At 51.8% G+C, this 22,310-nt stretch carries 21 protein-coding genes and 1 tRNA gene; 14 read left to right on the top strand and 8 right to left on the bottom strand.

Annotated features, from left to right (window positions below; translation table 11 throughout):
- Positions 1 to 45 precede the first annotated feature (45 nt).
- A tRNA-Arg gene (locus FRIGORI9N_RS10865) sits at positions 46 to 120 on the bottom strand.
- A 220-nt stretch (positions 121 to 340) separates the two neighbouring features.
- On the opposite strand from FRIGORI9N_RS10865, the gene FRIGORI9N_RS10860 reads away from it, so the two are divergent.
- From FRIGORI9N_RS10860 to FRIGORI9N_RS10845, 4 genes are all read left to right on the top strand, one after another.
- On the top strand, positions 341 to 946 hold the full coding sequence (locus tag FRIGORI9N_RS10860; RefSeq protein WP_159570729.1) for an RNA polymerase sigma factor: 606 nt from the start codon (positions 341 to 343) through the stop codon (positions 944 to 946).
- 79 nt (positions 947 to 1,025) lie between these two features.
- The gene (locus FRIGORI9N_RS10855) at positions 1,026 to 2,360 is read left to right on the top strand and encodes a sigma 54-interacting transcriptional regulator (protein ID WP_159570726.1); all 1,335 of its coding nucleotides are present in this window, start codon (positions 1,026 to 1,028) and stop codon (positions 2,358 to 2,360) included.
- Positions 2,361 to 2,385: 25 nt separating this feature from the next.
- Positions 2,386 to 2,595, top strand: a complete 210-nt coding sequence (locus tag FRIGORI9N_RS10850; protein WP_159570723.1) for a hypothetical protein — start codon at positions 2,386 to 2,388, stop codon at positions 2,593 to 2,595.
- A gap of 14 nt (positions 2,596 to 2,609) precedes the next feature.
- Positions 2,610 to 2,948, top strand: a complete 339-nt coding sequence (locus FRIGORI9N_RS10845) for a hypothetical protein (protein WP_159570720.1) — start codon at positions 2,610 to 2,612, stop codon at positions 2,946 to 2,948.
- Between the two features lie 5 nt (positions 2,949 to 2,953).
- Here the strand turns inward: FRIGORI9N_RS10845 and FRIGORI9N_RS10840 are convergent, their stop codons facing one another.
- A complete protein-coding gene (locus FRIGORI9N_RS10840) occupies positions 2,954 to 3,325 on the bottom strand; it encodes a hypothetical protein (protein ID WP_159570718.1) in 372 nt (123 codons plus the stop codon).
- 59 nt (positions 3,326 to 3,384) lie between these two features.
- A complete protein-coding gene (locus tag FRIGORI9N_RS10835) occupies positions 3,385 to 3,960 on the bottom strand; it encodes an RNA polymerase sigma factor (RefSeq protein WP_159570716.1) in 576 nt (191 codons plus the stop codon).
- A 288-nt stretch (positions 3,961 to 4,248) separates the two neighbouring features.
- Here FRIGORI9N_RS10835 and FRIGORI9N_RS10830 point away from each other — a divergent pair, with 288 nt between their 5' ends.
- Positions 4,249 to 6,210 carry a DNA topoisomerase IV subunit B gene (locus FRIGORI9N_RS10830; RefSeq protein ID WP_159570713.1) on the top strand — a complete coding sequence of 654 codons (1,962 nt, stop codon included), beginning with the start codon at positions 4,249 to 4,251 and terminating at the stop codon, positions 6,208 to 6,210.
- 12 nt (positions 6,211 to 6,222) lie between these two features.
- Here FRIGORI9N_RS10830 and FRIGORI9N_RS10825 read toward each other — a convergent pair whose 3' ends face one another.
- Genes FRIGORI9N_RS10825 through lexA form a run of 4 tightly spaced genes read right to left on the bottom strand, consistent with a single transcriptional unit; the run spans position 6,223 to position 12,108 of the window.
- A complete protein-coding gene (locus FRIGORI9N_RS10825; protein WP_159570710.1) occupies positions 6,223 to 9,363 on the bottom strand; it encodes an error-prone DNA polymerase in 3,141 nt (1,046 codons plus the stop codon).
- Complete coding sequence (locus FRIGORI9N_RS10820) at positions 9,360 to 10,733, bottom strand: hypothetical protein (protein ID WP_159570707.1); 1,374 nt, start codon at positions 10,731 to 10,733, stop codon at positions 9,360 to 9,362. Before FRIGORI9N_RS10820 ends, FRIGORI9N_RS10825 begins: the two co-directional genes overlap by 4 nt.
- Positions 10,657 to 11,406 carry a translesion DNA synthesis-associated protein ImuA gene (gene imuA, locus FRIGORI9N_RS10815; protein ID WP_159570704.1) on the bottom strand — a complete coding sequence of 250 codons (750 nt, stop codon included), beginning with the start codon at positions 11,404 to 11,406 and terminating at the stop codon, positions 10,657 to 10,659. The genes FRIGORI9N_RS10820 and imuA overlap by 77 nt, the downstream gene beginning before the upstream one ends.
- Positions 11,407 to 11,445: 39 nt before the next feature.
- Entirely contained in the window at positions 11,446 to 12,108 is a 663-nt protein-coding gene (lexA, locus tag FRIGORI9N_RS10810; protein WP_159570701.1) for a transcriptional repressor LexA, read from the bottom strand.
- A 299-nt stretch (positions 12,109 to 12,407) separates the two neighbouring features.
- On the opposite strand from lexA, the gene yaaA reads away from it, so the two are divergent.
- Genes yaaA through rlmD form a run of 5 tightly spaced genes read left to right on the top strand, consistent with a single transcriptional unit; the run spans position 12,408 to position 16,889 of the window.
- Entirely contained in the window at positions 12,408 to 13,178 is a 771-nt protein-coding gene (gene yaaA / locus FRIGORI9N_RS10805; RefSeq protein ID WP_159570698.1) for a peroxide stress protein YaaA, read from the top strand.
- A gap of 2 nt (positions 13,179 to 13,180) precedes the next feature.
- The gene (gene surE, locus FRIGORI9N_RS10800; protein ID WP_159570695.1) at positions 13,181 to 13,942 is read left to right on the top strand and encodes a 5'/3'-nucleotidase SurE; all 762 of its coding nucleotides are present in this window, start codon (positions 13,181 to 13,183) and stop codon (positions 13,940 to 13,942) included.
- Between the two features lie 8 nt (positions 13,943 to 13,950).
- On the top strand, positions 13,951 to 14,691 hold the full coding sequence (locus FRIGORI9N_RS10795) for a protein-L-isoaspartate(D-aspartate) O-methyltransferase (protein ID WP_159570692.1): 741 nt from the start codon (positions 13,951 to 13,953) through the stop codon (positions 14,689 to 14,691).
- Positions 14,688 to 15,497 carry a peptidoglycan DD-metalloendopeptidase family protein gene (locus tag FRIGORI9N_RS10790; RefSeq protein ID WP_159570689.1) on the top strand — a complete coding sequence of 270 codons (810 nt, stop codon included), beginning with the start codon at positions 14,688 to 14,690 and terminating at the stop codon, positions 15,495 to 15,497. Before FRIGORI9N_RS10795 ends, FRIGORI9N_RS10790 begins: the two co-directional genes overlap by 4 nt.
- 18 nt (positions 15,498 to 15,515) lie before the next feature.
- A complete protein-coding gene (gene rlmD / locus FRIGORI9N_RS10785) occupies positions 15,516 to 16,889 on the top strand; it encodes a 23S rRNA (uracil(1939)-C(5))-methyltransferase RlmD (protein ID WP_159570686.1) in 1,374 nt (457 codons plus the stop codon).
- Between the two features lie 222 nt (positions 16,890 to 17,111).
- Here the strand turns inward: rlmD and FRIGORI9N_RS10780 are convergent, their stop codons facing one another.
- Positions 17,112 to 17,816: a Bax inhibitor-1/YccA family protein gene (locus tag FRIGORI9N_RS10780; RefSeq protein ID WP_159570683.1), complete on the bottom strand. Its 705-nt coding sequence runs from the start codon at positions 17,814 to 17,816 to the stop codon at positions 17,112 to 17,114.
- Positions 17,817 to 17,988: 172 nt separating this feature from the next.
- Here FRIGORI9N_RS10780 and ndk point away from each other — a divergent pair, with 172 nt between their 5' ends.
- The 4 genes from ndk (at position 17,989) to ispG (ending at position 22,294) form a co-directional block, all read left to right on the top strand.
- Positions 17,989 to 18,414, top strand: coding sequence for a nucleoside-diphosphate kinase (gene ndk, locus FRIGORI9N_RS10775; protein ID WP_159570679.1), 426 nt, complete (start codon positions 17,989 to 17,991; stop codon positions 18,412 to 18,414).
- 66 nt (positions 18,415 to 18,480) lie between these two features.
- The gene (gene rlmN / locus FRIGORI9N_RS10770; RefSeq protein WP_159570676.1) at positions 18,481 to 19,620 is read left to right on the top strand and encodes a 23S rRNA (adenine(2503)-C(2))-methyltransferase RlmN; all 1,140 of its coding nucleotides are present in this window, start codon (positions 18,481 to 18,483) and stop codon (positions 19,618 to 19,620) included.
- 266 nt (positions 19,621 to 19,886) lie between these two features.
- Positions 19,887 to 20,981: a helix-turn-helix domain-containing protein gene (locus tag FRIGORI9N_RS10765; protein WP_159570673.1), complete on the top strand. Its 1,095-nt coding sequence runs from the start codon at positions 19,887 to 19,889 to the stop codon at positions 20,979 to 20,981.
- 65 nt (positions 20,982 to 21,046) lie between these two features.
- Positions 21,047 to 22,294 carry a flavodoxin-dependent (E)-4-hydroxy-3-methylbut-2-enyl-diphosphate synthase gene (gene ispG, locus FRIGORI9N_RS10760; RefSeq protein ID WP_159570670.1) on the top strand — a complete coding sequence of 416 codons (1,248 nt, stop codon included), beginning with the start codon at positions 21,047 to 21,049 and terminating at the stop codon, positions 22,292 to 22,294.
- Positions 22,295 to 22,310: the final 16 nt, after the last annotated feature.

Here is a 22,310-nt window from a genome sequence, read left to right as displayed (position 1 = left end):
TTCAATTGAAAAAGCCCCTGACTTGTCAGGGGCTTTTTTTATGCCTGGTCTCGCGGACAGGAATCGAACCTGTATCTAAGCCTTAGGAGGGCCTCGTACTATCCATTGTACTACCGCGAGATGAGCGCATTTTACACCGCATCTGCCGTCAGCCTGAGCCCGACCGGGTTCTGATTTAGAGATTTTGGATCATATTGAGTACGGAATTTATAAAAAATCAAAGAACTTACAAGAGCTAATCAATAAATACACCATGAAATCAGGCATTTGAAAATTACCTGTCCCTGGCATGCACACTGCACAACGCTTGTTACCACACACAAGCAAATAGAGGCAGGCCATGGAACAAATCGCAAACGTTCAACAGTTCGAAATCACCGTGTCGGGTATTGATGAAAGCACACCCGCACCGCTGAACGCAGCACAACTTTGCACGCTTGAAGCCTTGTTGAAATCGCAGCGATCGCGCTTGACCCATTTTGTTCGCAAGCACCTTCGCCGGGAGGATTATGTGGATGATCTTATCCAGCAAACGCACATGGCCGCGTTTCGCAACTGGGCCCGTTTTCGTGGCGACTCCAAACCCGAGACATGGCTGTTTGGCATTGCACTGAACCTGGTGAAAAACTTTCGCTACCGCGACACCAGTTTTCGGTTTCAAGGCGACGATTTCGATGAGCAGATCAGCATGATTCCCGCCGATTCAATCTGCGAGCCCGAAGAGTCCTTGATGCGCCAGGAGCGCATGGAAACCCTGAAGTCGGCGATTGATCAACTTCCGGGCAAAATGCAAACAGTGGTGCAGCTTGTTTTGCTCGAGGGTTTTACTTATCAGGACGCCGCACTTGAGCTGGATTTGCCCATTGGTACGGTTCGGTCCCGATTGTCTCGTGCAAGGGACATGCTTCGGGTGGAGGTGATGGCGCAGTCAGAATCACAGCATTGACTAATCCCAAGGGGTGATTCATTTGGCGTAAGCAGCCCTCACAATAAATATTGTTCAATTTATTGTGCCAAGGCTACAAATGACCGAGTTGATCCTTTGCATTGAATCGCAAGAACTTAAAAGCCGACTTCGTGCAGCAGCTTTGTTGATGCAGGCCAGTGTTCATGAATTGTCACTTGCTGAATTGATGGCCAAGCGCAACCTGCCCGCACACTGGTTGTTGGTGGACCATGGGCTGGAAGCAATTGGTGATTTAATCGAGCATTTCAAGGCACAGGGGCGTAATCCGGAAACCCAGATCATCCGGTTTATTGAAACACCCTGGCAAGAGTACGTTTATCACGACATTCCTATTTTTGCTTCGATCGTTCACCCCGCCAACCCATTGGCTGCCATGCAAGTACTGGAAAAGCTGACACGCACCAAGCCGTTCAGATCAGACCGAAAACCATTTCATGCCAATCATCCCGGGCCTTACAGCGAGGAGTTCGTGCGTTCACAGCCCATGCGCCATGCGGTATCCCAGCTTCAACGATTAAAGCAACTGCCTGTTGATACTGTACTTTTGGGGCCAACAGGCGCTGGCAAAGACACCGCAGCACGCTGGTTACATTCGCAGTCTGGCGTGAAGGGGGAGTTTGTTCACGTCAACTGTGCAGCGCTGCCAGAACAACTTTTCGAGGCCGAGGTATTTGGCGTGATGGCAGGTGCTTTTACCGGAGCCCTAAAAGACAGACCCGGCAAACTGGAACAGGCGCACAATGGCACGCTGTATCTGGATGAAATGGACAGCCTGCCTTTGTCCTGTCAGGCCAAGTTATTAAATGCCTTGCAGTATCGCGGGGCCACGCGCCTGGGTGGGCAAACATCTTACAGCGCTGCATTCAGGGTCATTGCCTCCACCAAAGCCAGTCTGGAAACTTTGGTGGCGCAGGGGAAGTTTCGGGAAGATCTGCATTTTCGACTCAGCGTATCTCAGGTGCGCATTCCCGCCTTGGCTGAACGACTTGAAGACATCATTCCCTTGTATCGGCATTTTCTTGGTGAAGTGGCTACACAATTCAAACTCGGGGTGCCCGATCTTGAGCATGACGATATTGATGAACTCTTGAGCAAACCCTGGCCGGGGAATGTACGGGAGTTGCACGCGTTTGCACAACGTCATGTCATCGGCCTGGGTACACCTTCTTGCATGGCCGTTGGCGTTGAGCCCGCAACGGGTTTGAAGCAGCGGCTGCTGGCATTTGAAAAGGCAGTGTTGATTCAAACACTTCACGCTCATCAGGGGTGCGTGCGCCTTGCCAGCGAAAGTCTCGGCATACCTGTTCATTCCTTGTACTACCGCATGAAACGCTTCGATATTCTTGAGAAAGTCGGGAACCCTTTGGCTGGCAAAGCCACTCAATTTTCATGAAACTAAGTTTATTGGCATCTTGCAAATGATTAATCCCAATACCCCGTCAATTCAGGCTGGTGCAGTCAATGCGGCAAACTCCGTTGGCTCGGTCGCGCGCAGCACCTTCAAATCCATTCTTTCCGAGCTGAATACGCGCCCCCTGAAACCCCTTGCCATGCAGCGTTTTGCGGGCCTTACTTCGCCCCGCAGTCTTGCACAGCAAGTTCACAGCGATACCGCTGGTATCGTGTAGGGCCAGGTTTATTCATGTCGCCTGGCGCTTCCGGAAACTGGTTCTTGATTGATCAGCAGGCTGTTGAGGGTTTGGGGCATGGCGAATTGTTGCAATCCTCTTCTTGCCCCTCCGATTTCCAAGCCACGCTTGTCTTGAACAGCTATGAAAGTAATTGCCTTCGTAACTGGCTTTCGCAACGTTGGCGAGCAAAGTCTCTCGAGCAAACCTGTGTTTACGAGGCTGAGCATTCGACCTTGCTAATATCCATGGCCATGTCTGCAATCAATCTGCTTGCTGCCAGGGAAAAATTCGAAGCTTGGCTGCAAGCGGTTTTACTTGATCAACTTAGTGCGGCGCAAAGTCGGGATTGAATACGCTAGGTTGCGCTTTTATTCTGGAAGTAGGTTTGTTTGTAGGCAAATGCCACATGAACAAATCCCTGAAATTGAGTCATAACAATGTCGTTGTTCTCACTCACAATTTCCAGACACAGCCGCAAACAGTTGTCGTGGTGTGAAATTGCAATGGATACGCCAGCGGGCATGTCGTCTTTCAGCGCGCCGAACAAGGCCAAGGCCAATTTGATCTGGTTTTCCTGAACTTGAAGCGATTTCCCCAGGCTGAATACTCTCGAGCTTACTCGGCAATCTGAGCCGCTCAAGTGTTGCAATTCAACTGTGAAATTCTTTTCAAAATCGATTCGATAACCGTCTGTGGCCGCACATTGCTCGGTGTCGCTGGGACTCATTCCCAAAGACTCCAGAATTTTGTTGAGTGCCCCATATCGGGTCGACAAATTTGCGTTCATTAGTCCATGTACAAATCGTAGATTGATTTCAATTGCGCACGTGATCTTGAAATGCGTGACCGCACGGTGCCAATTGGAATGCCTAGAATGTCAGCCGCTTCCTGGTAAGAATTGCCATGCTGAACGACCAGAATCAAGGTCTCACGCAGGTCGTTGGGTAAATTTCCAATGGCCGATTCCAGTTTGATGCTGAACTCGTTTTTCATGCAGTGCTGCATGGGGTCTGAGCCTTCTGCCTGTTCCAGTTCAAGATCTTCATCCGAGGTGAAATGAAATTTATACTGTGGCGAGCGGCGGGCCGTGTTTCGAATAATGTTCAGTGCAATGCCGAACAGCCAGGTGGCTCTTTTTGCGTCGCCCCGAAAACTGTCCCAGCAGCAGTAAGCCTCAATCAGGGTTTGTTGGAACACATCTTCAACTGCATTTTCATCACGAAAATGTTTGATGATGAAGTTGCGTAACCGCTTTTCCTGCTTGGCCACCAACAACTCGAACTCCGAGCGGGTTGTTTCCAGATTCGCCCTCGAGCACCTTTGAATTGCGGTGATCTTTAACTTGGGGGCAATCGGTTTCATGTCGAGCCTCTCTACTTGAAACGGAAGTGGAATCATGGTCGGCCTTGGCAAATGGTTTAAATAACGCCACAGCGTATCAAGGCTGCAAAAAGTCCGAATGAGGTGTCACCATGGATAGGGGGTGGGGTGACATGCTGCTTTATTAGCCTTAAAAAGTGTGCTAACCACGCGCTACAAATTTCCTATCTTGATCATGAGTGCTGGCACAGCCGCAGATGGTTCCAGTACGGCCCGAAATGGGCTGAAATTATTGGTATCATCAAGCGGTCATTGAACTATCAGGTTGTCATGAGCCAGTACCAAGAATCGTCCATCCGTGTCCTTAAGGGGCTAGAGCCAGTCAAGCAGCGCCCTGGCATGTACACCCGCACCGACTGCCCCTTGCACATTATTCAAGAGGTAATCGACAACGCGGCTGATGAAGCCTTAGGTGGTTTTGGTTCAAGAATTACGGTCACCGTTCACACCGATGGCAGTGTGTCGGTGCAAGACGAAGGGCGGGGCATCCCGATCGGCCTTCATCCTGAAGAACAAGTACCCGTAATCGAGCTGGTGTTTACCCGCTTGCATGCAGGTGGCAAGTTCAACAAGGCCGATGGCGGAGCTTACCGCTTCTCAGGCGGTTTGCACGGTGTGGGTGTTTCTGTCACCAACGCCTTGTCTACCCGGCTTGAAGTGAGCGCGGTGCGCGACAAGCAGGTGGGCATACTGGTGTTCAGCGGTGGCGATGTGATCGAGCCCCTGAAAGTACGTCCCCAAGCCAGCGGCGATCCCAAAAAGGGAACCACGGTGCGCGTGTGGCCCGATCCCCAGTACTTTGACTCAGCTGTACTGCCTCTCAATGAAATGGATCGCTTGCTGAGAAGCAAGGCGGTGTTGCTCAAGGGCGTGGAAGTTGTACTCGTGACCGAGAAAACCGGTGAAGCCAAACGCTGGAAGTTTGAGGATGGTTTGAGTGGCTTTTTGCGCGAGGAGTTGCTGGACCGTGAACTGGTCGCCCCCATGTTCAGTGGCGACCTGAACGTGGATGTGCTGCGCGACGAAGGTTTCGCTGAAGGCGAGGGCGCAGCCTGGGCCTTGGCCTTTGTGGCCGAAGGTGCGCCTGTGCGTGAAAGTTATGTCAACCTGATTCCAACTTCTGCCGGGGGTACCCATGAATCGGGCCTGCGCGAGGCTGTGTTCCAGGCCATCAAGGCATTCTGCGAAATGCATTCGCTCATGCCCAAGGGCATTAAATTGATGCCTGATGACATATTTTCCAAGGCCAACTTTGTGCTGTCAGCCAAGGTGCTCGACCCGCAATTCCAAGGTCAAATCAAGGAACGCTTGAACAGCCGCGATGCAGTGCGTTTGGTGTCCTCACTGGTGAAGCCTGCGTTCGAGTTGTGGTTGAACCAGCATGTGGAAGACGGCAAAAAAATTGCTGAACTGGCCATTAAACAAGCGCAAGCCCGTTCGCGTGCAGCGCAAAAAGTTGAAAAACGAAAAAGCTCTTCGGTGGCCATTTTGCCGGGCAAGTTAACCGATTGTGAAAGCACTGACATTACTTTGAACGAAGTATTCCTGGTCGAGGGCGATTCCGCCGGTGGCTCTGCAAAAATGGGGCGCGACAAAGAATTTCAAGCGGTGTTGCCTTTGCGCGGCAAGGTGCTCAATGCCTGGGAAACCGACAAAGACCGTCTGTTTGCCAATCAGGAAATTCACGACATTGCAGTGGCCATTGGTGTAGACCCCCATGGTGTGAACGACAACCCCGACTTGAGCGGTTTGCGTTACGGCAAAATTTGTATTCTTTCCGATGCCGATGTGGACGGTTCGCACATTCAGGTGTTGCTGCTCACCTTGTTCTACAAACATTTCCCTGCGCTCATTCGCAGCCAGAATTTGTATGTGGCTCGCCCGCCGTTATTCCGCGTGGATGTGCCTGCACAGGGCAAGAAGCCTGCACGCAAACTGTATTGTCTGGACGAAGCCGAGCTTTACGCCGTGCAAGACAAGCTGGGCAAGGAAGGTGTGAAAGAGGCGAACATCAAGATTTCCCGCTTCAAGGGTTTGGGCGAAATGAATGCGGAGCAACTTTGGGAAACCACTTTGAACCCAGACACGCGCCGTTTGTTGCCGGTTACTTTGGGCAGCCTCGATGTAGACCAAACCAACGCCATGATGCACATGTTGATGGGACGCACTGAAAGTGGTGCACGCCGCATCTGGCTGGAAGACAAAGGCAATTTGGTTGAAGTGGATATCTGATTTGTCCCCGGTCTATTTGAAATCGCGAGAAGGTGTTTGTAGTTGCGCAAGCAGGTGGGTGTAGTCCACCAGCCTGCGTGCTACCAAATTACATACTTCGCCTTCGCGCTGCCATATGCCAAATACGCCCATGATTTGCGCATTGCGTAACACTTGCCGCTGTTCCTCTGCCAGGCTGTTCCACACAATGACATTCACATTGCCTGTTTCATCTTCAAGGTTTAAAAACACGGTGCCATGCGCAGTGGCCGGGCGTTGCCGGTGCGTCACAATGCCGCAGGCACGCGCCAATCGGCCGTTCGGGTAGGTGCGCAATTCTTCAACCTGCCTTATTTTGTAAGGTGCCAGTTGCTTGCGCAAAAATGAAATAGGGTGGTGTTGAAGGCTTGCACCGGTTGCGCGGTAATCAGCCAGCATGTCTTCCAGTTCGCTGGCCTTTGGCAATGCAAGCGGTGTTTCATTGCTTCGGGTGTGGGTTAGCAAGTCTGGGTTTCTTGCGCCATGTCGAAAGCCATTTGTTTCGGTTGCTGCAGTTTGCCACACAGCTTGGCGGCGGTGCCCGGCCAGTTGTTCCAGCGCATTGGCGTCGGCCAGCGCAAGCAGGTCAGCGCGGTCAAGCTGTGCGCGTTTGGTCAGGTCTTCCACACTTTCAAACAGGCCTTGTTCACGGGTTCGAACAATGCGCAAAGCAGCATCGTTTTTCAGGCCATTCACACGGTTCAGGCCCAAGCGAACAGGGAGCAGGGTGCCGTTGCAACTGTCCAGCCGGGTTTCAAACGCACTGCATTGCACATCCACGGGCAATACTTTCACCCCGTGCCTTTGCGCATCTTGAATCAGTTGCGAAGGTGCATAAAAACCCATGGGTTGAGCGTTGAGCAAGCCACACAAAAATGCATCCGGGTGGTGGCATTTCAGCCAGGCCGACGCATACACCAGCATCGCGAAACTGGCTGCATGGCTTTCCGGAAAGCCATATTCGCCAAAGCCTTCCATTTGCCTGAAAATACTTTCGGCAAACTCGCGGGTGTAGCCGCGTTCTACCATGCCACCCACCACACGTTCATAAAAATGGTGCAGGCCACCCTTGCGCTTCCAGGCTGCCATGCCGCGGCGCAGCGCATCGGCCTCGCCCGGTGTAAAGCCTGCGGCCAAAATGGCCACCTGCATCACTTGTTCCTGAAAAATCGGTACGCCCTCGGTGCGACCCAGTGCCTCTTTCAAGGCATCCGAGGGGTAGTTCACTGCCTCCAGGCGTTGCCTGCGTTTTAGGAACGGGTGAACCATGCCGCCTTGAATGGGGCCGGGTCGCACAATGGCCACTTGAATTACCAGGTCGTAATATTCGCGGGGTTGCAGTCGTGGCAGCATGCCCATTTGTGCGCGGCTTTCTATTTGAAACACACCCACAGTGTCGGCCTTGCACATCATGTCGTAAGCTGCGCTGTCTTCAGGCGGTATGGCTTGCAGGGTTTGGGGGGCGCCCCGCTTTTTGTGCAGTTCGTCCAGTGTCATGCGGATGGCGCTCAGCATTCCCAGCGCCAATACATCCACTTTCATCAGGCCCATGGCATCCAGGTCGTCTTTGTCCCACTGAATCACGCTGCGGCCTGGCATGGATGCATTTTCAACCGGCACCAGTTCAGTCAGGCTGTCGCGCGCAATCACAAAGCCACCTGTGTGTTGCGACAAATGCCGCGGAAAACCCAGTAGTTCATCAGCCAAATGCACGCAATGTTGAATCGTGGTTTGACGCACATCAATTCCCGCCTGCACCATGTGGTCGACACGCATGCTGCGGCTGTAACCGCCATCTTGTGACTTGGCCAATTGCTCAATCACGTCAGTGGGCAATCCCAATGCTTTCCCCACATCCCGCAGTGCCGAGCGGGGCCGGTACACCACTACACTGGCGGCCAATGCGGCCCGGTCACGACCATATTTTTTGTATATGTATTGAATCACTTCTTCGCGGCGTGTGTGTTCAAAGTCCACGTCGATGTCGGGTGGCTCGTTGCGTTCGCGGCTAATAAAACGCTCAAACAGCACCGCCATTTTGTCGGGGTTTACTTCAGTAATGTGCAGGCAATAACACACCACGGAATTGGCGGCAGATCCACGTCCCTGGCACAAAATATTGCGCGAACGCGCAAAGCGAACAATGTCGTGAACGGTTAAAAAGTAAGCCTCAAATTTCAGTTCTTCAATCAGCGTCAATTCATGTTCAATCTGTTTTCGAACTTTTGCGGGTACTGCGTTGCTGTAGCGCTGCATCGCACCTTGCTCTACAAGCAGGCGCAAGTACTCTGTGGGCTCCAGGCCTTCTGGGCTGATTTCACGGGGGTACTGGTAGCGCAATTCATCGAGCGAAAATACACATTGCGCCGCCAGTGTCGTGGTTTGCTCAAGCAAGGTGTGCGGGTAAATTTGGGCAAGTACCTGCAAGGGTTGCAGGCAACGTTGCGCATTCGTTTCCAGAAAGGGTCTGGCCTCGTTCAGGCTGCAGTTCAGCCGAATGGCAGTGAGCACATCATGCAGGTTTTTTCGTTCGCTTGAATGCATCACAGGCAAATTGCTGGCCATTAATTCGACATGGTGCAAGTGGGCCAAAGTTTGCAAGTGCAGCAACCATGCTTTGTCAAACCCCCTGTGCTGCAAATTGCACACCAAGTGCATTCGGCCAGTGAAGCGTTTGGCGCACCAACTTAGCAGTACAGCCAAGTTTTCTTTGTTGCGCTCATCGGGTAGCAGCAATAAATGCAGTCCGGGTGGAATGTCGGCAAGGTCTTCGCGGGTAAACAGGTAATCGCCTTTGAATGCACGGCTGCGTGCCTGTGTAATCAACCGGCACAAGTGGGTGTAACCCGTCTTATTTTTCACAACCAGGGCAATGCGCTGGCCAGCAAATTGACTGCTGTGTGCAAACAGAAATTGCGCACCCACCAGCAGTTGTATGCCGCTTTCCTTGGCGGCCTGGTGTGCGCGAACAATGCCGGCAAGCGAACATTCATCGGCAATGCCAATGGCGCTGTAACCCAGTAGTTTCGCCTGTTGAACCAGTTCTTCGGGGTGCGATGCACTTTTTAAAAAACTGAAATTGCTCAATGCCAGTGGTTCCGCAAAGCGGATCGGATTTTCCATGGTTTGAGTCATGCAAAGTAACCGTGTAAAAACCAGCGTGTGTTGTTTTCAAGCAGGTCTTGGTACAGCCACACCAAACTCGAGTTGCTGTCGCGTGCGCAATAGTAATCGCGTTTGCAAGGTTGGGCATCCCACCAGCCAAACTCAACACGCTCAGGGCCACTGAGCAACTGCCAGGGGCCACCGGCTTGCCAGCTTGGGGTTTTACCTTGCAAGGGTTTGGGCTGTGGCAACAACCACAAAGGCCTTGGCGCACTGCAGGGCAAGGTGGCGTTGTTCAGTTCAGGGGCGTGTGTTTTATCGCCTTTTTTAAAGGCAGTATTTGAATTTTTAATTAAGGGGACAGGCTGCAACACAACGCTGCATTCCGGTCTTGGGTCGCTTTCAGTGGCTGCAAACAACACGGTTTGTTCGCCCAGGCGCGCGCGCAGAACATCGCAGGTATTGTCCCAATTGTGCAAGCTTTTCCCAGGATCGGGTAAAAAACTGGTGTTTATATTGGGCAGCAATTCACTGTGCGCGCACTGTACCCGCAGGTTGCGTACGTCATCTTCAAATTGCATTCGCCCCAGTTGGTGGTGCAGCAGCCGTTTCCAGGTATCAAGGCAGTCGGTGGGCTGCGCACTTCGAAGGCGCAAGATTTCTTCACCATGCGCATGCTTGAAGGACCAGTGCAATTCACGCGCACCATGTTTTTGCTGCTTTAACCAGCGGCACACTGCTTGAAGCAGGGTTTGTGCATGGTGCTCAATCAGGTCTAGCCTGTCGCTGTGAAACGGCAATTCTGTTTCTTGTTCAAAGGTGTTGGCAGGTGTGTGGGTAACCGCGCCTGGTGCCAATTTGTTTTGAACGCCAAAGCCTGAATCAAGTTCTGCCAGTGCCTGTGCGCCAAAGCGTTTTAAAAACCCGTCGCGCGGCAAACGCCACAAATCACCAATGCGATTAAAGCCGCATTGTTGCCAGGTGGTTTGTAACTTTAAATCGCAATCCAGTGCATGTGTTGGCAGGGACAACAAGCTGTTGTCATTGAAACTCAGCATGGCCAGAAAGTCACTTTCAGTGTGCGCAGGTGCACATTTACCAAGCCACCAAGCCCCAGTGGCGGTGTGGTGGTTGGCCAGTTGCAGTTCACCAGGAAACTCTTCTGCGCTTTGCCACAATTGCGAAAGCAAAGCCTGTGCACCACCAAACAGCCTGAAGCTGCTGTGCACTTCAACCAACCACCCCGCATATTCATGGTGTTGGTCTTGTCGCCAACACACCATCGGGCTGTAATGTGCTGCCAATTCAAATAGTGAATTGGCGTCAAACTGAGGTGTAGTTTCCTGTGGCTTGCAGGGTTGTTTGAAAGTTTGTTTGTAACTCAGGGCGATCCAGCGCACGAACAAGCTCCTGTGAGTGCGGGGTGTCGGGTAAAGCACCTTGCGGTTTGGGTAAATCAATCAATACTGCTTGTTCCAGCACAGGGCCCCTGCGTTTGATCAAATGCACGCGCAAGCTGTTGGGGCTTTGCGCGGTCAGGCACAAACGCAGCGAAGCCGGGGAGGGCTGAATTTGTGCCCGAATAGGGCGAAATACAAAACTTAAACCTTGTGAGCGTGTGGCCTGGTATTGCAAGCGGCGTAACACGGTGGGGCTGCACAATGCTTTTTCCTCGGGCAACCACATGAAAAGCGCACCAAATGAATCGCTTTGAAGTACTTGTTCAATCGCCCAAAGCCGATCTTGAGGTTTGTCGGTTTGAATTAAATGGACTTGGTTTAAAGCCACACCGAACTGTTCAAATACGGGTGTAAGTGGAAGCAGTGGCGCGCCAATCAGCACCAGTTTTTTTTGTTCCAGCGAAAGCTTGCGTAACACGGGGATCAGAAAGCGAAGCTCGCCGATGCCGTGGTGTTTCAACAGCAGTTCAATCAGGTTTCGGGTGGGCCAGCCACCCCCTGGCAATTGTTGATCCAGGGCAGCAAAGCCGCTAGGTATGCGTGCGCTGGTGTCGCTGGCAAGCTGATGGGCGCGCCAAACGCCAGGGTGAATGTTGGCAAGATCAGATGACACAACAACCCCCGACATTGCTCTTGGTGCAATGACTGCTTTTTAGTGCAACTGGCCCTGGCGGATCAAACCAACAGCCAAACCTTCAATTGCGAATGTTTCTGTTCGCAAGTCGACTTCAATGGGGGCGAAATCGCTGTTTTCAGCTTGCAGCTCAACCACATGGCCTTTCTGAAAAAAACGTTTCACGGTGACATCGTCGTTCACACGCGCAACCACCACCTGACCTGCGCGTGCGGTGCTTGCTTTTTTTACTGCCAACAAGTCGCCATCCATAATGCCGATGTCTTTCATGGACATGCCACGTACTTTCAGCAGGTAATCGGGCTTGTCGGGAAAGAGCGATGGATCAACCGGAATTTGTTTTTCCACGTGTTCTTGCGCAAGAATCGGGCTGCCTGCTGCAACACGGCCAATTAGCGGCAGTTGCATGAAATGCTCGAATGCACGTTCGGCTGCCTTGCTGGCGGTTTCTTCCAAACCTTCAGCATATTCACCCAGCAGGCGAATGCCGCGCGAGGTGCTGGCATCGAGCGCGATGACGTTTTTCTTGGCCAAAGCCTGTAAGTGATCTTCTGCCGCGTTGGCAGAGCGAAAGCCCAATTGCCGTGCAATTTCAGCACGGGTAGGGGGGCGGCCAAATTGCGCGATTTGATCGCGAATCAGATCCAGAATTTCTTGTTGACGAGCAGTTAAACCTTTCATGGCACCAATCTCGAATTGACATGCTGTGATTATATACAGTAAATCAAAACTTGCCAACACATTTGCTTGAATCCATTTGTGCATATGACAGGTAATACATTCATCTTCGGGAGAGACAGCCTGGGAGACACGGCCAGAAGCGGAGCGACAATGTCGCATCCGCGGCCAACCTCAAAAAAACCAGTGTCTCGCATACCTTGTATTGGGTATTTTTCCCGGCTTCACACCACCCTGTCCCTGAATCACCTGCCAGATCCTGCGATAATAAACCCGTAGTAACAACCAGGTGATGCATGTCCATGCTTGTAGTTCTTTCTCCCGCAAAATCGCTCGATTACGAAACACCCTTGTCCGTTTCAACCAGCACGCAGCCCCAATTTGTTGAGCAGGCAGCCGAGTTGGTGAACATTCTTCGCCCTATGAGTCCGGCTGATATTTCCAAACTCATGTCAGTTTCTGACAAGTTGGGGGTGCTTAACGCAACGCGTTACAGCGAATGGTCAACCAAGTTCACCAAGAAAAATTCGCGGCCTGCATTGCTGGCGTTCAATGGCGATGTGTACGATGGTTTTGATGCCAAAACCCTGGACGAAGATGGACTGGCCTTTGCCCAAAAGCATGTGCGTATTTTGTCGGGTTTGTACGGCATTCTTCGCCCGCTCGATTTAATGCAACCTTATCGGCTTGAAATGGGCACCAAGCTGCCCAATTCGGCAGGCAAAGATTTGTACGCGTACTGGAAGCAAACTGTGGCGCCCGCTTTGAACAAAGAGCTCGGCAAAAAAGACCCGGTGCTGGTGAACCTGGCTTCGGATGAATATTTCAAGTCGGTCGATACCAAGGCTTTGAATGCACGTGTGGTACAGCCTGCCTTTCAAGACTATAAAAATGGTCAGTACAAAATCATTAGCTTCTTTGCAAAAAAGGCCCGCGGCCTGATGGCCCGTCACATTGTTGATCAACGCATCACTGATGTAGAGCAACTGAAAAAATTCAAGGTCGCCGGTTATTCTTTTGCAGCCAAAGAATCCACTGAAAACACTTGGGTGTTTCGCCGCAAGGAAGCCTGATTTTGACCATTCCCCATATTTTAATCAGCAACGACGATGGCTACAGCGCCCCTGGCATTCTGGCCCTGCATGGTGCCTTGCTAGAACGATTCGGCAACACAGTTCACCTGGAAGTCATGGCGCCCGAACAAGACCGTTCAGGTGTATCAAACGCCCTTACGCTTGATCGCCCGCTCACTGTGCGCAAAGCGGCCAACGGTTTTCGCTATGTGAATGGCACCCCCACCGATTGTGTGCATGTGGCAGTAACAGGTTTGCTGGAACGCCGCCCCGATCTTGTCGTTTCCGGTATCAACAACGGTGCCAATATGGGCGACGACACCATTTACTCGGGCACCGTGGCCGCAGCCATGGAAGGCTTCCAGTGTGGTCTGCCTGCCATTGCTTTTTCGCTGGCCGGCAAGGGTTATGCGCACCTGGACAGCGCGGCCCGTGTTGCTGCTGAAATCGTGGACCGTTTTCTGAACAATCCACTGGGGCTTGAACACTGCTTGCTGAATGTGAATATTCCTCCCATTCCTTACGACGACATGCAGGGCTATGAATGCACCCGCTTGGGCAAACGGCACCATGCTGAACCAGTTATTCCAACCCAGAATCCCAAAGATGAAACCGTTTACTGGATTGGCCCACCCGGTGGCGCGAAAGATGCTGGCCCTGGAACCGATTTTTATGCGGTGAAGCAGGGTAAAATTTCAATCAGCCCATTGAAGGCTGATTTGACTGACCTTGAACAAATGAAAACCCTGGCCGATTGGCTGTAAAACAAAAAATGGATCAAAAGCCTCGCTTCAAGCCAGCACCTGCGCTGATTACCCAGTCTGCGCGCAAACTGGATCGCATACCGGAACGCCTCGGTGGGTCAAGCCTGACCTCTGAGCGCGCACGCGGGCATCTGGTTCAAAAGCTTAAAACATTGGGCATCACGAACCAGCGTGTGCTGGATGTGATTGGCACAGTACCGCGCCACCTTTTTGTGGATGAAGCCTTTGCTTCGCGGGCCTATGAAGATGCAGCACTACCCATCGGTCACCAACAAACCATTTCGCGCCCGTTCACCGTGGCGCGTTTTGCGGAATATGCGCTGGATGGTCGGACTGAGCTCGACAATGTGCTCGAAGTGGGGGCAGGCTGTGGCTATCAGGCCGCTGTGTTTGCCAAGATTGCAAAGCAAGTGGTCAGCATAGAGCGCATTGAGGCGTTGTATGACAAGGCCCAGCGTAATTTAAAGCTTGCAGACTTTCCGAAAGTCAAAGTAATTCATGGTGATGGGCTAGCGGGCTTGCCCGCACAGGCACCATTTGATGTCATCATTGTGGCCGCAGCTGGTTTGGAAATTCCGCAAGCTTTATTAAAGCAACTCAAAATTGGCGGGCGTCTTATTGTGCCCGTGGCTGATCAAAATCAGCAAAATCTGGTCATTGTTGATCGCTTGAAGGTCGATAAATGGCATCGTGAGAAAAAAGACTTGGTAAAATTCGTACCCCTGTTACAAGGAACTCGCATCGTATGAAACGTGGCGCATTAACTAGAACCCCATTGCTGGGTCACACACGTGCATTGGCAGTTGGGTTTGCAACCCTTATTTTTCTTGGCGCGTGTACTACAACTGGGAATCAAGCCCCGGTTGTGGATCGTTTGCCGTCCAGATCCTCCGATACTGCAGTGGCCACCGATGGTGTTTACACCGTGAAGGCCGGCGATACCCTGTACAGCATTGCCCTTGATTTTGGTCTTGATTGGCGTGAACTGGCTCGAGCCAATAACTTGAGCGATCCCAGCAAGCTGAGTATTGGTCAAAAACTGCGTGTAACAGGCGCGCCTGGCGTCGTGGCAGGCTCAACCATTGAAGACAGCGGTGTTGAAGTGACCCCGATTACCCCGGCGGGTGGCGCAAAGCCCGTTGAGGCAACGCCAGCGCCCGAAATCAAGCCGCCTGCGCCAGTGGCGGTTACTTTGGGCTTTATTTGGCCGCACCCGGGTGAAATTATTCAAGGGTACAAAGCAGGTGTGAACAAGGGCATTGACCTTGCTGCCAAAGTGGGTGACCCCGTAATGGCCTCTCAGGCCGGGCGTGTGGTGTATTCCGGTAACGCCTTGCGTGGTTATGGCAACCTGATCATTTTGAAACACGACAACAATTTGTTGACAGCCTATGCGCACAACAAAACCTTGTTGGTCAAAGAAGGTGAACCCGTGACCAAGGGCCAAAAAATTGCGGAAGCAGGGCAGTCCGATTCCGATCGCCCCAAATTACATTTTGAGGTTCGCAAGCAGGGCAAACCTGTTGACCCAATGGATTACCTGCCAGCCCGTTAATTTTTATCGAAAGTAGCCATGGGCCGCAAAAAGAAAAAAGAAAGAACACCTGTGGTGTTTCCACAGGTGCAAGTTGCCATTGAGTCGATTGATCTGGATGCCAATGGTATTGGTCATGTCGATGGCAAGGTGCATTTTATCGATGGTGCCATCACCGGCGAAACTGTTGTTGCTGAAGTTACTCGCGTCAAGCCGAGTTATTCAAGGGGCAGAACGCTTCAGGTGCTCAACAGCGTGTCCACGCGAACCACACCCAAGTGCCCGCATTACGGCGTGTGTGGCGGGTGTGCCATGCAGCACATCGAACCCAATGCCCAGGTGGCCATTAAAAATCGTGCCCTTGAAGACCTGTTGCAACGAATTGGCCGCCAAACCCCTGAACAAATGATGCCGCCTATTTACGGCTCGTTTTGGGGTTATCGTCACCGTGCACGCCTAAGCACCCGTTTCGTGATCAAGAAAGATCGCTTTTTTGTGGGTTTTCACGAGAAAGCTTCCTCGTATGTGGCCGACATGCAGCAATGCCATGTGTTGCCCAAGCATGTGTCCAACATGATTGTGCCGCTTGGCAATATGTTGGTTACGCTCAGCATTTACATGCGTGTGCCCCAAATTGAGTTGGCCGTGGGCGATGGCGTTACCGCAATGGTGTTGCGCCATCTCGAACCTTTTAGTGACTCCGATTTGGATACACTTCGTGCCTTCGGCCTTGAGTGGGGAATCGACTGGTGGTTGCAACCTGGTGGCCCGGCCACTGCGCATCGTCTGGAAGCAGACAAACCAGTGGACCTGACCTATCGAATTCCCAGTTTTGGAATTCGTATGCGTTTTCGGCCCACCGACTTCACGCAAGTGAACCACCTGATCAACGACGCCATGATTAGCCGTGCTGTCTCATTGCTCGACCTAAAGGCCGAAGACCGTGTGCTTGACCTGTTTTGTGGTTTGGGCAATTTTTCTTTGCCTTTGGCTACAAAAAGCAGTTACGTGAGAGGCTTTGAAGGTTCGCAAGACCTGGTTGACCGGGCTGGTGAAAACGCGCAGTTCAATGGTTTGGCAGACAAAACAGAATTTCATGTACGCAATCTGTTCGAAGTGGAAACACCCGAGTGGGAAAGCTGGGGGCAGTACGACAAAGTGTTGGTCGATCCACCGCGTGATGGCGCTTTGGAAATTTGTAAGGCCATTGTGGGCGCGCGTGCTGAATTTCAGCCCAAACGTATTGTGTATGTGAGTTGTAATCCTGGCACCTTGGCGCGTGACGCTGCCGTGTTGTGCAATCTAGGTTCATACAAACTCATGAAAGCAGGGGTGGTCAACATGTTTCCACACACGGCGCATGTTGAATCAATTGCGGTGTTTGAGCGGTTGGCCTACAGCGATTATTTGTGATTACTTTACTGAGCGTATAAATAACAAACGGGGCCGTTGCGGCCCCGTTTTCGTTGGTGCGTTTGCCTCACCAACTCGGCGGTCAGTATAGATACCGACCCACTGAAACTTCATACTGCGCTTTTGAAATTCACTTTGCAACAACTTTCGATGCTGCAAAGTGTCAAAAAAACTGCTTAAAAATCAGTTACTTCGCAGTAACTTTTTCCAGAACTCGCGTATTTACTCGCGGCTGCCACCTGCAAACACCATGAGCAGCTGCAGCAAATTAACAAACAAATTGTACAAACTCAGGTAAATGCTCAGCGCTGCGGAAATGTAGTTGGTTTCGCCACCGCGCATTACACGCTGCAGGTCATACAGAATAAACAGCGAGAACAGGCCCACACAAATGGTGGAAATGGTCAGCGACAGTGCTGGCATTTGCAGGAAAATGTTGGCCACAGAAGCCACAATCACCATGACCAAGCCAATCAACAGACCTTTGCCCATGTTGGTGAAATCACGTTTGGTGACCGCAGCGTAACTGGCCAGGCCGAAGAAAATACCCGCTGTACCCAGCGCAGCCATCATGATGATGGAACTACCGTTCGACAGGCTCAGGGCGACCGATAGAATGCCCGACAGCATGAGACCCATGAAAAAGGTGAAGCCCAACATGAGCACCACACCAAACGAGTTGTTGCGGTTTCGCTGGATACCCCAGATGAAACCGAACATGGCGGCAAGCATGACCACGAATGAAAGAATAGGGCTGCCAGCAAACAAACGGAAGAAGCCGAATTGAATACCTGCAAACGCGCCCAAGGCTGTCGGAATCATTGACAGGGCCAGCAAGAAGTAGGTGTTTCGCAGAACACGGTTGGTTTCTACGGTAGATACACCACCGGCCGTGCGGCCAAATTGTGCGGTTCTGAATTCAGACATGTGTACTCGCTCCTTTGTAAAACGCGAATTTGTATGGATTTAGAGTAATGGTAATGGCGAAAAGTTTCAATTCAAGGTGTGGGTCAGTCCTGTGATTGGGTTTTTTACATAAACCAGCTATAATCGCGGGTTAATTTTCACGCTTTTCTAATCTTTTCGGAGTGGTTACACTATGGCAATCGAGCGCACCCTGTCCATCATCAAGCCTGATGCTGTTGCAAAAAACGTTATTGGTCAAATTTACAGCCGCTTTGAAGCTGCTGGCCTGAAGGTAGTTGCTGCACGCATGGCGCACCTGTCACGCGCTGAAGCTGAAGGCTTCTATGCTGTACACAAAGCACGCCCGTTCTTCAATGACCTGGTTGAGTTCATGATTTCCGGCCCAGTCATGATTCAAGCTCTGGAAGGCGAGAACGCCATTGCCAAGAACCGTGAATTGATGGGTGCCACAAACCCCAAGGAAGCTGCCGCCGGTACCATTCGTGCTGATTTCGCTGAAAGCATTGATGCCAACGCTGTTCACGGCTCTGATGCCCCTGAAACTGCTGCGAATGAAATCGCTTACTTCTTCCCAGCGTCATATGTATTTTCACGCTAATCTAACCAGATTGCGTTGAATTCCGGGGGCGCACTGGCGTCCCCGTTTGTTTTGAAAGGACACACCATGAGTGAACAACTCGATAACTTGCTGGACTACTCGGTACCCGAGTTGATTCAGTGGTGTGGCAATTTGGGTGAAAAACCATTTCGTGCCAAACAATTGGCCAAGTGGATTCACCAGTCTGGCATGGACAATTTTGAGTCCATGACTGATCTTGCGAAGTCATTTCGCCAGAATTTGAATAGCCGTGCCTGTATCAAGGCCCCCAACATCATTTCCGACAATGTCTCCAAAGACGGCACACGCAAGTGGCTCTTTGATGTTGGCAATGGCGATGCGGTTGAAACTGTATTTATTCCCGAAGAGCGCCGCGGAACGTTGTGCGTCAGTTCGCAGGCTGGTTGTGCGGTCAATTGCCGCTTTTGCTCCACAGGCAAACAAGGCTTTTCGCGCAATTTGAGCACGGCTGAAATCGTCGCCCAGTTGTGGAAAGCCAATGTGTTGCTTCGCGAGGCTGGCGATCGCGTTTACGCCCAAGAACGCCCGGTTACCAATGTGGTCATGATGGGCATGGGCGAACCTTTGTTGAACTACGATGCCTTGGTGCCCGCTTTGCAATTGATGCTGGACGACACAGCCTATGGCCTGTCGCGCCGCAGGGTCACAGTGTCAACTTCGGGTGTGGTGCCATTCATGGACAGGCTTTCTCAAGACTGTCCTGTGGCCTTGGCCGTTTCGCTTCATGCACCCAACGACGCGCTTCGCGATCAACTGGTGCCACTGAATAAAAAGTATCCGTTGCGCGAGTTGCTGGACGCCTGCCTGCGTTACCTGAAATTTGCCCCCCGCGACTTCATTACCTTTGAGTATGTGATGCTCGATGGCGTCAATGACAAACCAGAGCATGCTCAACAACTGCTCGAAATTGCCAAAATTGTGCCTTGCAAATTCAATCTGATTCCATTTAATCCTTTTCCTGAATCGGGTTTGTTCAAGTCAACCACCCCTGCGATTAAAACGTTTGTTGATGTGTTGGCTGGTGCAGGTGTAGTGACCACAGTTCGCAAAACTCGCGGAGACGATATTGACGCAGCGTGTGGTCAATTGGCTGGCGAAGTTCGGGATCGGACAAAAGTCCGGGAAAGATCGGTTAGCACTGTTTCGCTTGAAGAACTGAGGGGTTCCTCCAAACGTAGGAGCTAGGCAAACACCCTGCACGCTTTGTCATACAATGAAAACAGGATTGTCTGTGTTGTGGCGGTGTAGGTTTGTATTGATTGATTTATGAAAATCATATTTTGTTGCCAAACTTGTGGCAATTTCTCAAAAAACTCCTCAACACATTGAATTTTCATACAAATCGCTTGAATCCATCTGCCAGCATCGATTATGCTGCAAAGGTGGTGGCGGTAAAGAACTACAATTAATAATCGGGGCCAGTTGTGCCTGCCGACGCTTGGAAAGACCAAATGAATGAAAATCGTGCGATGAGCAAAACTGAATCATCAGATGCCAGTGCAGGTCAAGATGTTAAATCGGAGCAGAACATGGGCTCCGTGGCCGAAAAGCACCCCAATTTGACTCTGCTGGAATCTGGTCAAAACCCAGGTGAAATTCTGCGCGCTGCCCGCGAGAAGGCCGGCTATACCTTGAGCGACATCAGCGCTCAAACCAAAATCAACGAGCGCCAGCTTGAAGCCATTGAAAGCGGAGACGTGGGTCGTTTGCCGCCTGAAACCTTTGCCAAGGCTTTCATCAAGAGCTATTGCAAAGCCCTGAAAATGGATGCTGCCCCTGTTATCCTGTCTTTCGGGTTTTCCGAGAGCAGTGTTCAGATGAAGGCCACAAGGCCAGGGCAAGCCGAAGGCGGTCGCCCAGAGCCGTTTGAACCTAAAATGCCCAACAGCTCCAAGCGCTTGTCCACATTGAACTTTGACCGCAAAACTGGCAAGAAATCGCTGAGCTACGGCATTGTGCTTGCAGCAGTGGTTGTCATGGCTGTGTTTTACATTCCGGTGTTCATGTCGAGTCAAGAAGTTGCTGTGGGCGATGCCGAGGTCATTGAGCCCAACGAGGCACCTGTTGCGCTTGCACCAGCGCCTGACAGTGCGGTGCAGGCCGATGGTTCACTGCCATTGGCTCTGGAAGCACCGGCAGCCGCAGGTGGCACTGCGGTGTTCCCTGCGCTTCAACAGCCATCAGCCCCTGAAAGTCAAACTGTAGCGCCTGCGGTAGCTGCGCCCGCAGCTCCTGCACCCGCAGTCTCTGCGCCAGCGGCTGAAGCTGCCGCGCCTGCCGCTGTGGTGCCACCGGTGGCCAGCGGTTCGGAAGGTGTGTTGCGCTTTAATTTCCAGGAACAATCCTGGGTTACCGTGCGCGATGCAAACGACAAGGTGTTGATTTCCCAGCTTAACGATGGTGGCAGCAACCTGGAAGTGAAGGGTTTGGCTCCATTCAAGCTGATTGTTGGCAATGCCACGGCAGTGAATGTGTCAAGCAACGGAAAACCAGTTGATCTAACTTCGTCCATTCGCGGTGAAGTTGCACGGATTACTGTTCAGTAAAATCATTTGGGGGTAGTGCCCCCCATTTTGTCAGCAACCTGTTTTTATCTCGCCAGAAGTTCATCGTGATTCCAAATACCCCCTTGAAGCGACAAAAAACCCATCAAGTGGATGTCCGCTGGAAAGAACACGTCGTGTCCATTGGCGGCGGCGCGCCCGTGTTGGTGCAGTCGATGACCAACACTGACACGGCAGATGCTTTGAACACTGCCTTGCAGATCAAGGCCCTTTATCTTGCCGGCAGCGAGATGGTTCGAATTACAGTGAACAACGATGCCTCTGCACAAGCCGTGCCTTACATTCGTGAGCAGTTGGACAAGATGCGGATCCCTGTACCTTTGGTGGGTGATTTTCATTACAACGGCCATTTGTTGTTGCAAAAGTATCCAGATTGCGCAAAGGCCTTGTCGAAGTACCGAATTAACCCTGGCAACGTGGGCTCATCCCGTTCGCGAGACGACAACTTTGCCGCCATGATTGCGATTGCGGCCGAGCACGACAAGCCAGTGCGCATTGGCGTGAACTGGGGCAGCCTGGACCAAAACCTGTTGGCCCGGATGATGGATGAAAACGGTAAAAAACCCGATCCACTGCCAGCGCAACAGCTGATGTACCAGGCCCTGATTGAGTCGGCTGTGAGTAGTGCCCACAAAGCCGTTGAGCTTGGTTTGCCAGCCAATAAAATTATATTGTCGTGCAAGGTAAGTCAGGTGCAAGACCTGATTGCTGTGTACCGTGAATTGGCTGGTCGAAGCGAGTTTCCCTTGCACCTTGGCTTGACCGAGGCGGGTATGGGCACCAAAGGAATTGTGGCGTCGACCTCGGCTTTGTCTGTGTTGTTGCAAGAGGGAATTGGCGACACCATTCGAGTGTCGCTAACCCCTGAGCCCAATGGCGACCGCTGCAAGGAAGTCCTGGTTGGTCAGGAAATTTTGCAGTCCCTTGGCTTGCGTGCCTTTACGCCACAAGTTATTGCCTGCCCGGGCTGCGGCCGCACCACCAGTACTGTATTTCAAGAGTTGGCCGATCAAATTCAAACCTATCTTCGTGACCAAATGCCCATTTGGAAAAATCAATACGTGGGTGTTGAAGAAATGAAAGTTGCTGTGATGGGTTGCGTGGTGAATGGCCCCGGTGAAAGCAAGCATGCCGACATTGGTATTTCCTTGCCTGGTACCGGCGAAGCACCATCAGCACCTGTGTTTTTGGACGGAAAGCGCACGGTGACACTGAAGGGTGAGAATATTGCCCAGGAATTTCAGGCAATTGTGCAGCGTTATGTTGAGCAAAGGTACGCTGGCGGCAACAAGTAGCCCAAGAATAGGCGAC

The organism is Limnobacter sp. 130, assembly GCF_902506325.1.
In the GTDB taxonomy this organism is placed as follows: domain Bacteria; phylum Pseudomonadota; class Gammaproteobacteria; order Burkholderiales; family Burkholderiaceae_B; genus Limnobacter.
The sequence above is the reverse complement of the archived record's forward strand: the minus strand, read 5'-3'. Positions and strand labels throughout refer to the sequence as shown.

Excerpts from the sequence above, each read along its gene's own strand:
- FRIGORI9N_RS10860 (WP_159570729.1), top strand. The coding sequence starts at position 341 with ATGGAACAAATCGCAAACGTTCAACAGTTCGAAATCACCGTGTCGGGT.
- FRIGORI9N_RS10855 (WP_159570726.1), top strand. The coding sequence starts at position 1,026 with ATGACCGAGTTGATCCTTTGCATTGAATCGCAAGAACTTAAAAGCCGA.
- FRIGORI9N_RS10850 (WP_159570723.1), top strand. The coding sequence starts at position 2,386 with ATGATTAATCCCAATACCCCGTCAATTCAGGCTGGTGCAGTCAATGCG.
- FRIGORI9N_RS10845 (WP_159570720.1), top strand. The coding sequence starts at position 2,610 with ATGTCGCCTGGCGCTTCCGGAAACTGGTTCTTGATTGATCAGCAGGCT.
- FRIGORI9N_RS10840 (WP_159570718.1), bottom strand. The coding sequence starts at position 3,325 with ATGAGTCCCAGCGACACCGAGCAATGTGCGGCCACAGACGGTTATCGA.
- FRIGORI9N_RS10835 (WP_159570716.1), bottom strand. The coding sequence starts at position 3,960 with ATGAAACCGATTGCCCCCAAGTTAAAGATCACCGCAATTCAAAGGTGC.
- FRIGORI9N_RS10830 (WP_159570713.1), top strand. The coding sequence starts at position 4,249 with ATGAGCCAGTACCAAGAATCGTCCATCCGTGTCCTTAAGGGGCTAGAG.
- FRIGORI9N_RS10825 (WP_159570710.1), bottom strand. The coding sequence starts at position 9,363 with ATGACTCAAACCATGGAAAATCCGATCCGCTTTGCGGAACCACTGGCA.
- lexA (WP_159570701.1), bottom strand. The coding sequence starts at position 12,108 with ATGAAAGGTTTAACTGCTCGTCAACAAGAAATTCTGGATCTGATTCGC.
- yaaA (WP_159570698.1), top strand. The coding sequence starts at position 12,408 with ATGCTTGTAGTTCTTTCTCCCGCAAAATCGCTCGATTACGAAACACCC.
- FRIGORI9N_RS10795 (WP_159570692.1), top strand. The coding sequence starts at position 13,951 with ATGGATCAAAAGCCTCGCTTCAAGCCAGCACCTGCGCTGATTACCCAG.
- FRIGORI9N_RS10790 (WP_159570689.1), top strand. The coding sequence starts at position 14,688 with ATGAAACGTGGCGCATTAACTAGAACCCCATTGCTGGGTCACACACGT.
- rlmD (WP_159570686.1), top strand. The coding sequence starts at position 15,516 with ATGGGCCGCAAAAAGAAAAAAGAAAGAACACCTGTGGTGTTTCCACAG.
- FRIGORI9N_RS10780 (WP_159570683.1), bottom strand. The coding sequence starts at position 17,816 with ATGTCTGAATTCAGAACCGCACAATTTGGCCGCACGGCCGGTGGTGTA.
- ndk (WP_159570679.1), top strand. The coding sequence starts at position 17,989 with ATGGCAATCGAGCGCACCCTGTCCATCATCAAGCCTGATGCTGTTGCA.
- rlmN (WP_159570676.1), top strand. The coding sequence starts at position 18,481 with ATGAGTGAACAACTCGATAACTTGCTGGACTACTCGGTACCCGAGTTG.
- FRIGORI9N_RS10765 (WP_159570673.1), top strand. The coding sequence starts at position 19,887 with ATGAATGAAAATCGTGCGATGAGCAAAACTGAATCATCAGATGCCAGT.